The following is a 12,010-nucleotide window of genomic DNA, read 5'->3' as shown; positions in this document are numbered from 1 at the left end:
TGAATTATAATGTCTTAATATAAACGTAAAAACAAAATTGTATAATTGATTGTAGCTGACAAATGATTAAATTTGCACCTTATTCAAGACTATGTTAGAAAAAGAAGTTATAAATTTTGAGAGAACAGTTATCGTTGGTATTGTTACTCAGAATCAAAGTGAAGAAAAACTAAATGAATATTTAGACGAATTGGAGTTTTTAACTTTTACCGCTGGAGGTGAGGTTATTAAACGCTTTTCGCAGAAAATGGAACGCCCTAATCCGAAAACTTTTGTTGGAACAGGGAAAATTGACGACATCAATCTTTTTGTAAAAGAGAACAAAATATCGACTGTAATTTTTGATGATGAATTAACGCCATCTCAGCAAAAAAATATCTCAAGAATAATTGACTGCAAAATCTTAGACAGAACGAACTTGATTCTAGATATTTTTGCACAGAGAGCAGAGACTTCATACGCAAGAACGCAGGTAGAATTGGCGCAATGCCAATATTTGTTGCCAAGACTTTCTGGTTTATGGACACACCTTGAGCGTCAAAAAGGGGGTATCGGTATGCGTGGACCTGGAGAAACGGAGATTGAAACAGACAGACGTATTGTACGTGATAGAATTTCGTTGCTGAAAGATAAAATCAAAACGATTGACAAGCAAATGAGTATTCAGCGAAGCAATCGCGGAGCAATGGTTCGTGTGGCCTTGGTTGGATATACCAATGTTGGAAAATCGACTTTGATGAATGCAATTGGTAAAAGTGATGTTTTTGTTGAGAATAAATTATTTGCAACTTTAGACACAACAGTTAGAAAAGTGGTTATCAAAAACCTTCCTTTTTTGCTTTCTGATACAGTTGGATTTATTAGAAAATTACCAACACAATTGGTTGATTCTTTTAAAAGTACCCTAGATGAGGTTCGGGAAGCAGATTTGTTATTGCATGTTGTAGATATTTCGCATCCAGATTTTGAGGATCATATCGAGTCTGTAAATAAGACTTTACAAGAGATCAAAAGCAACGATAAACCAACCATTATGGTTTTTAATAAAATCGATGCTTACAAACATTTAACTATCGAGGAAGATGATTTGATCACGGAAAGAACCAGAAAACACTGGACACTTGACGAGTGGAAACAAACTTGGATGAGTAATGTTGGTCAGAATAAAGCGTTATTTATTTCTGCAAGAAACAAAGAAAATTTTGAAGAATTCAGAGAAACAGTTTATGAAGCTGTTCGCCAGATTCATATAACACGTTTTCCTTATAACAACTTCTTATATCCAGATTATAAGGATGCAGTTGAAAAGGATGATGAAGAAGAGGAATAGTTAATCAACCGCACAAAGCGCTAAGATTATTTAAAGTATCTTTAGAAAATACAAAGTTCGCAAAGCTAAATCTACATATAGCTTTGCGAACTTTGTATTTATATATAAATGTAACTTATGAAAATCTTAGCGTTCTTTGCGGTAAATTATTAGCGGCTTCAATTTTTAGATTAAAATCCAAAATTAACGCCTAAACCAAATACTTGTCTTGTTTGAAGTCCTCTGAAGGCATTGTCATCATATATCGCTTGAAAAGCAAAATTTGCAGATAAGAATTTGTTAATTTTCATAATGATATTCAAAGAATAATTGATATCTACATTTTGAGGATCTTCTAGATAATTAGAATATAAATTAAGTGCGTTTTCTGCCGTTACATTCGTCATAATGGCTAATTTGTAATAAACTGATGCATAAAAACCCAGTTCATAGCGCATGGTTTTGCCTTCATCAACACCAAAATAATCTCCATCTACATAAGGCAGACCAGTAAATCTATCTATGCCGCTTGTATAAGCGTTGTCTACAAAAGTGAATTTTGAAGTCAGTGGTGCGAAGTTAATTTTCAGATTTTCATCTTTAGACCAATAAATACCAGGTCCAGTGGTAAGATATCCTGGTGACATAAACTTCGTCTGTTCAGTTCTGATTTCTTTGCCGTTGGCATCCTGCCCATAAATATAACCTGTAGTAAATTGAGTTCTGAAGTTTAAGAAATAAGAGTAATACCATTCACCAAAGGCTCTTTTACCCAGAATGGAGTTAAATTCTAAACGGTCATCTGTTTTTTTTCCGAAATCAGTATTTTTAGTTTGTAAAAGACCGTATGACGCTAGTATTTTGTTATCCCAGGTTATATCTTCTTTTTTGTAATTGAAGTCGTAATTGATTCCGAGTGTTCCAGAAAAGCTGTCTTCACCTCCCGCAATCCAGTTATTGAAGCTGGACTGATTTAATAAAAGAGATACGGTTCCTTTTGCTTTCCAGCCTTCTTTTTCAATTGTATCATTGATTTTTTTTACGGCTTTTTCGGTGTTTTGTGCTAGTTCTTTTTCGGTGTTTTGGGCTTGAACAAAAGTAAGATTTGCTAAAACGAAGAGCAATAATAGAATCTTTCTCATGGTTTTTAGTTTAGAGTGTATTATCAAATATACTAAAAACCAATGGAAAGTTAAGTGATGTTATCCTGTTATTGCAGGTTATTTCTTAGATTCTTTGTATAAAGGCACTGCAGAGCATGCTTCGCCGTACATAATGCTTCTGGCAAATGGTTGCAGATAAGTTGTTGCCAAAATGTAAGCCCTCATAGGAACGGGTTTTCTAGAGCAACCTTTTACAATTACAGGTTTGCCTTTGTAAGCAGAGTAATCAATTTTAGTTAGAATTTCTTCGTAAAGACTGGCGTCAAGATCTTCAATTGTTCCGTTAACGACTTTTTTTGCGAAAGGTGCTAAATGAACACTTACTAAAATTAATGCCCAAGCAGGAATTATAGCATCTGTACTGCAATGTACAGCCACATATTGATCTTGATATTGTGACCAATCGTGGTTTTTAAGGTGTTCTCTAAAGTCTTTTTCTTTCAATAAAAATCCTTCCAAAAGCCATTGCGAAATGTCAATCTGCACACGCATTCCTTTTGGATAATAATCCTCCAAATCAAAAACTTCTAAAGCACTATTGGCAACTTTATTGATAATTTCTTCCATATGAAAAGTTAGTTTCAAGTTTGAGGTTTCATGTTTCAAGTTGTGTAACCTGAAACGTGAAACTTTAAACCTGAAACAAATATTAAAGCATTCCTAATTCTAATTTCGCTTCTTCGCTCATTAAATCCTTGCTCCAAGGCGGATCAAAAGTAATTTCAACGTCAACATCTTTAATGTTTTCGATTGTTTTTACTTTTTCTTCTACTTCTCTTGGTAAACTTTCGGCAACTGGGCAGTTTGGAGAAGTAAGCGTCATAAGGATTTTTACTTCGTAATCTGTGTTTACCATTACATCGTAAATTAATCCTAATTCGTAAATATCTACCGGAATCTCAGGATCGTAAATGCCTTTTAAAACTCTTACAATTGATTCTCCTAATTCGTTTGTGTCTATTTCTTGTTCCATTGTTTTTTTGTTTTTGAACACTAAGTGTTTTCTATGTTTTACCATTAAGACATTAAGAAAATTAAGTTTTGCTTTGTGTCAAAACAGCAAGCTTAATTTACTTTTGACGATTAAGGAAATTAAGCATATCATCTTTATGAAACTTAATTTCTTAATGGTTTAATTAAAATTTAATTTTTGTTTTTTGCATCAAAAGCCAAAGCGTACATTTTGATGTTTTTTATCATCGAAACCAAACCGTTGGCACGAGTTGCAGACAAATGTTCTTTTAGTCCAATTTCGTCGATAAAATCAGTATCGGCTTCTAGAATATCTTTTGGTTTTTGATTGGAGAAAGCACGAATTAAAATTGCGATTATTCCTTTTGTCAAAATAGCATCGCTATCGGCTGTAAAAACAATCTTATCATCGTTTTGTTCACCTTGCAACCAAACTTTTGACTGGCAGCCTTTAATTAAATTATCGTCGGTTTTGTATTCTTCTTTTATTAAAGGAAGACTTTTTCCTAGTTCAATGATGTATTCATAACGCTGCATCCAATCATCAAACATTGAAAATTCGTCTATTATTTCGTTTTGTATTTCTTTTATTGTCATAATTATTCTTTAGAAAAATCAACTAATAAATTAACTAGCTTTTCAATTTCTTTTGGAGGAAAACCATTATCGAAACCTGGAGTTTCATACGTTTTTCCGTCTTTTACTATTTTTAAATTTCCTATTGCAGCACCGTCATAAGTGCGTTTGTCGGTTGGTGCTTTTAAAGTAGAAAGTCCTTCTAAATTTACTTTTGAAAACGCATCAGCAATTTTATTCCATTTTGCATCATCAATATTGCTTCTAACGGCTTCAGCATTACGTTCCTTAATAACCGAAACAGTTTTGTCTTGTACCGTTATCACTTTAAAGTAACCTCTAGAATGAGCAGAATATTCAATTTGTGTCGATTTCATATCGGTCTTTTTTTGACTGCAACATCCAGTTGCGATAAAAAGAGTTAAAAGCAATAGTGATAATATTCTCATATGTTTCTTTTTTAGCTTAACATGGTTTGTGCTTTTTTAACAGCATCAACCATTGCGTCAATTTCTTCTTTTGTGTTGTAAAAAGAGAAAGAAGCACGAATTGTTCCTGGAATACAGAAGAAATTCATGATTGGTTGTGCGCAATGATGTCCTGTTCTAACAGCAATTCCTAATTTATCTATAATTGAACCAACATCATAAGGGTGAATTCCGTCAATATTAAATGAAACTACAGAAGCTTTATTTTTGGTGTTTCCGTAAATTCGGATACCTTCAATTTCGTTAAGACGTTTTGTAGCATGTTCTAACAATTCATTTTCATATTCATGAATTTTATCAAAACCGATCTCGTTTAAATAATCAATTGCAGTTCCTAAAACAATTCCGCCAGCAATATTTGGAGTTCCTGCTTCAAATTTGTGAGGAAGATCAGCGTAAGTTGTTTTCTCGAAAGTAACTTCTTTGATCATTTCACCGCCACCTTGATAAGGAGGAAGTTTGTTCAGCCATTCTTCTTTTCCATAAAGAATTCCTGTTCCCGTTGGGCCACACATTTTATGACCAGAAAAAGCATAAAAATCACAATCTAATTCTTGAACATTTGGTTTTAAATGTGGAACAGCTTGCGCACCGTCAATTAAAACTGCTGCGCCTACAGCATGTGCTTTGTCAATAATATATTTGATTGGATTGATTACACCCAATGCATTTGAAATATGATTTACAGTAACAATTTTTGTTTTGTCTGAAAGCAATTTGTCAAATTCCTCAATGATTAATTCTCCATTTTCATTGATTGGAATAACTTTTAAAATTGCTCCAGTTTTCTCGCATAACATTTGCCAAGGCACAATATTACTGTGATGTTCTAATGAAGAAACTACAACTTCATCACCAGGTTTTAAAATCGAAGCAAAACCATTTGAAACCAAATTAATTCCGTGTGTTGTTCCCGAAGTAAAAAGAACTTCGTGGGCGTGTTTTGCGTTGATATGGTCTTTTACTTTTCCGCGAGCAACCTCGTAAGCATCAGTTGCTAACTGGCTTAAAGTGTGAACGCCACGGTGAATATTGGCATTGATTTCTTGATAATATTTTACTTCTGCATCAATTACAACTTGTGGTTTCTGAGAAGTAGCTCCGTTGTCGAAATATACTAATGGCTTTCCGTTTACAGTTTGAGAAAGTATCGGGAAATCAGCTCTTATTTTTTGAATATCTAGCATGTCTTATTTAGAAAAAATCTATTTACAAAAGTACTAAAACTAAATTTGTTTATACAGTAATTCTATAATTTCCTTTTATGGTCCCATTGATTTAGGGCGTAAATGCTGATTCCGTAAAAATCAAATCAGTTTTCTGAATTATCTGAAGCGGTTTTCTAATTTGATGCTTAAAATCTTGAACATAAATTATTTATATTGCAGTAAAAATATCTAATCATCATGAAAAAATTTCTCAAAGTACTTTTGCTTGCAGTGGTTCTTGCTTTTTTGTATTTCGGATTTACAACTTATCCAAAGCTTGATTTGATTTCAGGCTTCTCGGCTAAAAGTGTCGCATCTGGACATTTTATAGATAATCGTCCGTTGGATTTAATTGAGAAAACCGACAATGATATCGATATGATTGATTTGGCGAAAAATTCAATTGATGAAGCTGGGAAATTTGCCACTTCAAATGTTTATGGTTTAAAGGAAAGAAAAGCAATTTATCGTGAAGGTTTAGGTGCAGTTTTGATTAATGATAATTTTGATGTTTCAAAACCATATCTGCTTCCAAAGAGAACAAAATTAGAAAACAATCTTCCTTTTCCATACGGAAATAATGAGCCAAAAGACACTGCATTTTCTAATGTTGATTATTCGAAACTGAAAAAAGCGGTCGATAATGCTTTTGACAAAACAGGTGGAAGAATTAAAAGAACTCGTGCTGTTGTGGTTTTATATAAAGATAAATTGATTGCCGAAAAATACGATACAGGTTTTAATAAAGACAGTAAAATTTTAGGTTGGTCAATGACAAAAAGTATTACAAGTTCTGCATTTGGAGTTTTAGCCAAACAAGGAAAAATTGATATTTACAAACCAGCTCCAGTTAAAGAATGGCAGGACGATGAACGTAAAATTATCACGATTAACGATTTGCTTCACATGAATTCTGGTTTAGAATGGGAAGAGAATTACAGCACAATCTGCGACGCTACAAAAATGCTTTTTCAGGCCGAAGATATGGGAAAAGTACAATTGGATAAACCAGCGCAATTTAAACCCAACACACATTGGAATTATTCATCTGGAACGACCAATTTATTGTCCCTGATTTTAAGAAGACAATTTAAAACACAGCAGGAATATCTTGATTTTTGGTACAGCGCCGTAATTGACAAAATCGGAATGAACTCGATGATTGTCGAACAAGATATGTCAGGAACTTTCGTAGGTTCATCTTACGGATGGGCAACGCCAAGAGATTGGTCAAAATTTGGATTATTATATCTGCGCAAAGGAAACTGGAACGGTGAACAGATTCTGGATGAAAGCTGGGTAAAATACACCGTAACTCCAACAAATACTTCTGAAGGAAAATATGGAGCACAATTTTGGTTAAACGCTGGAGGGAAATTTCCAGATGTTCCTAGAGATATGTTTTATTGCAGCGGTTATCAAGGTCAAATGGTAGCGATTATTCCGTCTTTGGATATGGTTATTGTGAGAATGGGAGTAAGAGAAGGTGATAAAAGTTTTGACTTTAATGGGTTTTTGAAAGATATAATTTCTTCAGTAAAAAATAAGATTTAACCGCAAAGAGCGCAAGGGTAAAAGCGCAAAGTTCGCAAAGTTTTGTAATAAACCTTTGCGAACTTTGCGTAACCTTTGTGTCTTTGCGGTAAAACCTGACTACAAATCAAATCCTAAATTCACTCCCAATTTCATGGCAATGATTTTAGTAATTCTTTGTTTTAATTCTGGTATTTTAATGCTTTCGATAACGGCATTTGAGAATGCGTACATCAATAAAGCTTTAGCTTCTTTTTTCGGAATTCCACGTGATTGCATGTAGAACATTGCTGTTTCATCCAGTTGTCCAACTGTACATCCGTGAGAACATTTTACGTCATCTGCAAAAATCTCTAATTGCGGTTTTGCGTTGATAGTCGCTTTGTCACTTAATAAAATGTTATTGCTTTTTTGGAAAGCATTTGTTTTTTGAGCTTCTTTTTCTACCAAAACTTTTCCGTTGAAAACTCCTGTTGAGCGATCAGAGAAAATTCCTTTATAATCTTGGAAACTTTCGCAGTTTGGCTGTGCATGGTTTACCAAAGTATAATGATCAACGTGTTGTTTGTCGTTTAAGATTGAAATTCCGTTTAACGTACTTGTCAATCTTTCACCAAAATGATAAAAGTTTAAGTTGTTACGAGTTAGATTTCCACCAAATGAGAAAGTATGCACATAAGCATGACTTTCTTGTTGTTGAGAAACGTATGTATTGTCAATTAAATTCGCTTCACTATTATCGTTTTGAATTTTATAATAATCAACAATCGCGCGTTTTTGAGCAAAAATCTCAGTAACAGAGTTTGTTAAAACTGGATTTTCGTTCAAACTTTGGTGACGCTCGATAATTTGAACATGTGAATTTTCACCCACAATAACCAAATTTCTTGGCTGAACCATTAAAGCCGCTTCGTTTCCAGTTGAGAAATACATGATTTCAATTGGTTTATCAGCAACTTTTTTCTTTGGGATATTGATAAAAGCACCCTCAATTGCAAAAGCTGTATTCAATGAAGTCAAGCTGTCGTCTTTACTTGCAATTTGATTAAAGTACGTATCAATAACCATTTTATATTTTGGTTTGGTCAATGCCGATGACATCAAGCAAACATCGATTCCGTCATGCGTTGTAGAAGACAAATGCGAACTGAAAACACCATCGATAAATACTAATTTGTAAGTATCAATTTCGTGTAAAAAGTATTTTTTTACTTGATTGAATTCGATTGCATTTTCCTGTTTTGGAAAAACCGTAAAGTCATTTTTTAAGATGGCATTTAGCGATGTATATTTCCAAGCTTCTTCTTTTTTGGTTGGGAAACCTTTATTTTCGAAGTTTTTTAAAGCATTTGTGCGTATGTCATGTAAATCTGAATGTACATCGACACGCTCTTCAAAAGCCATAAAAGACGATACTAATTTTTCTTTTAAATCCATTTCTTTAGTTGTAAGTTATGAGTTATGAGTTATGAGTTTTTGCAAACTGTAAACTGTAACTGTAAACTAGTTTTCTGCTTTAATCCAATCGTATCCTTTTTCCTCAAGCTCATAAGCCAATTCTTTTCCGCCAGATTTTACGATTCTTCCGTTGTAAAGAACGTGAACGAAATCAGGAACGATATAATCTAACAAACGTTGGTAGTGTGTGATAACAATAATAGCGTTTTTGTCGCTTTTTAATTTGTTTACACCATTAGCCACAATTCTTAAAGCATCGATATCAAGACCAGAATCGGTTTCGTCAAGGATAGCTAATTTTGGCTCTAACATTGCCATTTGGAAGATTTCGTTTCTTTTTTTCTCTCCTCCAGAAAAACCTTCATTAAGAGAACGAGAAAGAAATTTACGATCGATTTCTAACAATTCAGATTTCTCACGAATCACTTTCAGCATTTCATTTGCAGGCATTTCTTCCTGACCATTTGCTTTACGAGTTTCGTTGATAGCAGTTTTCATGAAGTTAGTCACACTTACTCCAGGAATTTCTACAGGATATTGAAACGAAAGAAAAACACCTTTGTGTGCTCTTTCTTCTGGAGCTAAATCAGCAAGATCTTCTCCATCAAGGATAACCTCTCCATCTGTAACTTCATAATTTTCGTTTCCTGCAATAACAGCAGAAAGTGTACTTTTTCCAGAACCGTTTGGTCCCATTATCGCGTGAACTTCTCCAGCTTTAACTTCTATATTAATTCCTTTAAGAATTTCTTTATCACCAATCGCGGCGTGAAGGTTTTTTATTGATAACATTGTTTTTTATTTTATATAAATGTCAATTCTATTTTTGTTTGTTGGTTTAGGGTGTCGGCATTAAAATGCGTGTGTCCTAAATATTCCATGCCTAAATAATCGGCAGATTTTTGAAATGGAATGTAAAAACTTTCGTCAGTTTCATCATCGTGAGAATTTGATATCACTCCGATTTTCTTCCCTCTAAGTTTTCTTCCGGTTTCTTTCTCAATTCGGATTAAATCTGAAATCCTGTCGAAAAAGACCTTCATAATTCCGCTCATATTGTACCAATAAATGGGCGTTGCAAAAATTAAGGTGTCGTATTTTTCGATAATTCCTCTTATAAGAGGCAAAAAATCATCGTCTATGTTTTTGCTTTCGTAATCGTAATATGAAATATTATAATCACTCAAATTAACTACATCAATGTTATGTTCTTTCGAAAGTTCATCCACAATTTTGGTTGTGTTTCCGTTTTTTCTTGAAGAACCTAAAATGATGACGTTTTTGTTTTCCATTAATACTTATTCGTAATGTCCTTTCAGTGAAAGAATATTTAGTATTTCTATATTGTTTTCTTCGGTTATTCTGTAAATAATTCTATGCTCTTTATCAATTCTTCTTGACCATCTTCCAGATAATTCATATTTTAATTGTTCTGGTTTTCCAAGCCCTTCATAAGGATGAAGTAAAATATCTTCAATTAAATTTGTGATTTTTTTCATTATTGATTTGTTTCCGGACTTCTTCCAAAAAAGAATGTCTTTTTGTGCCTTTTCAGAATAAATTATTTCCACAAATCCTCAACTTTTATTTTAATTCCTTTTCCTTCTTCAATACTTTTTTCAGCGTCAATAATCTCTTTTACAAATTCTGGATTATATGGCTTTTCATTATCTTCAACAATTTCAAAACCAAGAGATTTTGCCAGTGATTGAAAAACTGGAAAATCTTTTTTCTTTACATTTTTTAAGATGATGTCCATAATTATTTACTTTTGATTATCCTACAGAACCTTCTAAAGAAATCTCTAATAATTTTTGAGCTTCAACAGCAAATTCCATTGGAAGTTTATTCAATACATCTTTACTGAAACCGTTTACAATTAAGGCAATCGCTTTTTCAGTTGGAATACCTCTTTGGTTACAGTAAAATACCTGGTCTTCTCCAATTTTACTTGTAGTTGCCTCGTGCTCGATTTTTGCTGATGGATTTTTACTTTCGATATAAGGGAAAGTATGCGCTCCGCAATTGTTACCCATTAACAATGAATCACATTGAGAAAAGTTTCTTGCATTCTCAGCTCTTGGAGAGATTTGCACTAAACCGCGGTAGCTATTTTGAGATTTTCCAGCCGAGATACCTTTAGAAATAATAGTCGATTTAGTGTTTTTTCCTAAATGGATCATTTTTGTTCCAGTATCTGCTTGTTGGTAATTATTGGTAACAGCAATAGAATAAAATTCTCCTACTGAATTATCTCCTTTTAATACACAAGAAGGATATTTCCAAGTTACAGCAGAGCCTGTTTCAACTTGTGTCCAAGAAATTTTAGCGTTTGTTTCGCATAAACCTCTTTTGGTTACAAAGTTGTAAACTCCACCTTTTCCTTCTTTATTTCCTGGGAACCAGTTTTGAACGGTAGAATATTTAATTTCAGCATCATCCAAAGCGATTAATTCAACCACAGCAGCGTGTAATTGATTTTCATCACGGCTTGGAGCAGTACATCCTTCAAGGTAAGAAACGTAGCTTCCTTCATCGGCAATAACTAGAGTTCTTTCGAATTGTCCAGTTCCTGCCTGGTTGATTCTGAAATAAGTTGAAAGTTCCATTGGACATTTTACGCCTTTTGGAATATAACAGAAACTTCCATCAGAGAAAACAGCTGAGTTTAATGCTGCGTAGAAGTTATCTTTCTGAGGGACAACTGTACCTAAGTATTTTTTTACTAATTCAGGATGTTCTTTGATCGCTTCAGAAATTGGACAGAAAATAATTCCTTTTTCTGCCAAAGTTTTCTTGAAAGTTGTTGCTACAGAAACAGAATCGACAACAATATCCATAGCGACATTGTTCATCATTTTTTGTTCGTCAACAGAAATTCCCAATTTTTTGTACATCTCTAATAATTCTGGATCAACATCATCCAAAGTTTTATTAGGGTCTACTTGTTTTGGAGCTGAATAATATGAAATGGCCTGAAAGTCTGGCTTTTCGTAACGAACGTTTGCCCATTCTGGCTCGATCATTTCTTTCCATGCACGGAAAGCCTCGATGCGCCATTCGGTCATCCATTCAGGTTCTTCTTTTTTAAGAGAAATAGCTCTTACAATTTCTTCGTTTAAGCCAATAGGGAAAGTCTCAGATTCTATATTGGTATAAAATCCGTACTCGTATTCTTTAGTTTCCAGTTCGATCTTTAAATCGTCTTCGGTGTATTTGCTCATTATTTTTGTTATTGTCTAATGTTTTAAAGTCTAAAGTTCGAAAGTCAATTGAAGTCTTTAATGACTTACAACTTTCAGC

14 protein-coding genes are annotated in these 12,010 nt (G+C 33.6%); 2 read left to right on the top strand and 12 right to left on the bottom strand.

Annotated features, from left to right (window positions below; genetic code table 11):
- The first annotated feature begins 91 nt into the window (after window positions 1–91).
- On the top strand, window positions 92–1,330 hold the full coding sequence (gene hflX, locus NCC77_RS04385; RefSeq protein ID WP_250834511.1) for a GTPase HflX: 1,239 nt from the start codon (window positions 92–94) through the stop codon (window positions 1,328–1,330).
- Between the two features lie 170 nt (window positions 1,331–1,500).
- Here the strand turns inward: hflX and NCC77_RS04380 are convergent, their stop codons facing one another.
- The 6 genes from NCC77_RS04380 to NCC77_RS04355 form a co-directional block, all read right to left on the bottom strand.
- Entirely contained in the window at window positions 1,501–2,451 is a 951-nt protein-coding gene (locus NCC77_RS04380) for a DUF3078 domain-containing protein (RefSeq protein WP_250834510.1), read from the bottom strand.
- A 78-nt stretch (window positions 2,452–2,529) separates the two neighbouring features.
- Window positions 2,530–3,039, bottom strand: a complete 510-nt coding sequence (locus NCC77_RS04375; protein ID WP_095929598.1) for a DUF2480 family protein — start codon at window positions 3,037–3,039, stop codon at window positions 2,530–2,532.
- 82 nt (window positions 3,040–3,121) lie between these two features.
- Entirely contained in the window at window positions 3,122–3,445 is a 324-nt protein-coding gene (locus NCC77_RS04370; RefSeq protein WP_012023258.1) for an SUF system Fe-S cluster assembly protein, read from the bottom strand.
- Window positions 3,446–3,615: 170 nt separating this feature from the next.
- Window positions 3,616–4,041 (bottom strand): SufE family protein, encoded by a 426-nt coding sequence (locus NCC77_RS04365; RefSeq protein WP_250834509.1) that lies wholly within the window; start codon window positions 4,039–4,041, stop codon window positions 3,616–3,618.
- Window positions 4,042–4,043: 2 nt separating this feature from the next.
- Entirely contained in the window at window positions 4,044–4,469 is a 426-nt protein-coding gene (locus tag NCC77_RS04360; RefSeq protein WP_250834508.1) for a hypothetical protein, read from the bottom strand.
- A gap of 11 nt (window positions 4,470–4,480) precedes the next feature.
- Window positions 4,481–5,695, bottom strand: a complete 1,215-nt coding sequence (locus tag NCC77_RS04355) for an aminotransferase class V-fold PLP-dependent enzyme (protein ID WP_250834507.1) — start codon at window positions 5,693–5,695, stop codon at window positions 4,481–4,483.
- 219 nt (window positions 5,696–5,914) lie between these two features.
- Here NCC77_RS04355 and NCC77_RS04350 point away from each other — a divergent pair, with 219 nt between their 5' ends.
- Window positions 5,915–7,270 (top strand): serine hydrolase domain-containing protein, encoded by a 1,356-nt coding sequence (locus NCC77_RS04350; protein WP_250834506.1) that lies wholly within the window; start codon window positions 5,915–5,917, stop codon window positions 7,268–7,270.
- Between the two features lie 99 nt (window positions 7,271–7,369).
- On the opposite strand, the gene sufD is transcribed toward NCC77_RS04350, so the two are convergent.
- The 6 genes from sufD to sufB all read right to left on the bottom strand — a co-directional run bounded on the left by sufD (window position 7,370) and on the right by sufB (window position 11,931).
- Window positions 7,370–8,686 carry a Fe-S cluster assembly protein SufD gene (sufD, locus tag NCC77_RS04345; RefSeq protein WP_095929604.1) on the bottom strand — a complete coding sequence of 439 codons (1,317 nt, stop codon included), beginning with the start codon at window positions 8,684–8,686 and terminating at the stop codon, window positions 7,370–7,372.
- A 66-nt stretch (window positions 8,687–8,752) separates the two neighbouring features.
- Window positions 8,753–9,499, bottom strand: a complete 747-nt coding sequence (gene sufC / locus NCC77_RS04340; protein ID WP_008466070.1) for a Fe-S cluster assembly ATPase SufC — start codon at window positions 9,497–9,499, stop codon at window positions 8,753–8,755.
- A gap of 11 nt (window positions 9,500–9,510) precedes the next feature.
- Entirely contained in the window at window positions 9,511–9,999 is a 489-nt protein-coding gene (locus NCC77_RS04335) for a flavodoxin family protein (protein WP_250834505.1), read from the bottom strand.
- 6 nt (window positions 10,000–10,005) lie between these two features.
- Window positions 10,006–10,278, bottom strand: a complete 273-nt coding sequence (locus tag NCC77_RS04330; protein WP_250834504.1) for a Txe/YoeB family addiction module toxin — start codon at window positions 10,276–10,278, stop codon at window positions 10,006–10,008.
- Window positions 10,269–10,466 (bottom strand): DUF2683 family protein, encoded by a 198-nt coding sequence (locus NCC77_RS04325; protein WP_250834503.1) that lies wholly within the window; start codon window positions 10,464–10,466, stop codon window positions 10,269–10,271. The genes NCC77_RS04330 and NCC77_RS04325 overlap by 10 nt, the downstream gene beginning before the upstream one ends.
- A gap of 16 nt (window positions 10,467–10,482) precedes the next feature.
- A complete protein-coding gene (sufB, locus tag NCC77_RS04320) occupies window positions 10,483–11,931 on the bottom strand; it encodes a Fe-S cluster assembly protein SufB (RefSeq protein ID WP_250834502.1) in 1,449 nt (482 codons plus the stop codon).
- Between the last annotated feature and the right edge of the window lie 79 nt (window positions 11,932–12,010).

The organism is Flavobacterium tyrosinilyticum (genome assembly GCF_023656565.1).
Taxonomy (GTDB): Bacteria; Bacteroidota; Bacteroidia; order Flavobacteriales; family Flavobacteriaceae; genus Flavobacterium; species Flavobacterium tyrosinilyticum.
The sequence above is the reverse complement of the archived record's forward strand: the minus strand, read 5'-3'. Positions and strand labels throughout refer to the sequence as shown.

Bases quoted from the DNA above. Each gene is read 5' to 3' on its own strand.
- hflX (WP_250834511.1), top strand. From the start codon at position 92: ATGTTAGAAAAAGAAGTTATAAATTTTGAGAGAACAGTTATCGTTGGT.
- NCC77_RS04380 (WP_250834510.1), bottom strand. From the start codon at position 2,451: ATGAGAAAGATTCTATTATTGCTCTTCGTTTTAGCAAATCTTACTTTT.
- NCC77_RS04375 (WP_095929598.1), bottom strand. From the start codon at position 3,039: ATGGAAGAAATTATCAATAAAGTTGCCAATAGTGCTTTAGAAGTTTTT.
- NCC77_RS04370 (WP_012023258.1), bottom strand. From the start codon at position 3,445: ATGGAACAAGAAATAGACACAAACGAATTAGGAGAATCAATTGTAAGA.
- NCC77_RS04365 (WP_250834509.1), bottom strand. From the start codon at position 4,041: ATGACAATAAAAGAAATACAAAACGAAATAATAGACGAATTTTCAATG.
- NCC77_RS04360 (WP_250834508.1), bottom strand. From the start codon at position 4,469: ATGAGAATATTATCACTATTGCTTTTAACTCTTTTTATCGCAACTGGA.
- NCC77_RS04355 (WP_250834507.1), bottom strand. From the start codon at position 5,695: ATGCTAGATATTCAAAAAATAAGAGCTGATTTCCCGATACTTTCTCAA.
- NCC77_RS04350 (WP_250834506.1), top strand. From the start codon at position 5,915: ATGAAAAAATTTCTCAAAGTACTTTTGCTTGCAGTGGTTCTTGCTTTT.
- sufD (WP_095929604.1), bottom strand. From the start codon at position 8,686: ATGGATTTAAAAGAAAAATTAGTATCGTCTTTTATGGCTTTTGAAGAG.
- sufC (WP_008466070.1), bottom strand. From the start codon at position 9,499: ATGTTATCAATAAAAAACCTTCACGCCGCGATTGGTGATAAAGAAATT.
- NCC77_RS04335 (WP_250834505.1), bottom strand. From the start codon at position 9,999: ATGGAAAACAAAAACGTCATCATTTTAGGTTCTTCAAGAAAAAACGGA.
- NCC77_RS04325 (WP_250834503.1), bottom strand. From the start codon at position 10,466: ATGGACATCATCTTAAAAAATGTAAAGAAAAAAGATTTTCCAGTTTTT.
- sufB (WP_250834502.1), bottom strand. From the start codon at position 11,931: ATGAGCAAATACACCGAAGACGATTTAAAGATCGAACTGGAAACTAAA.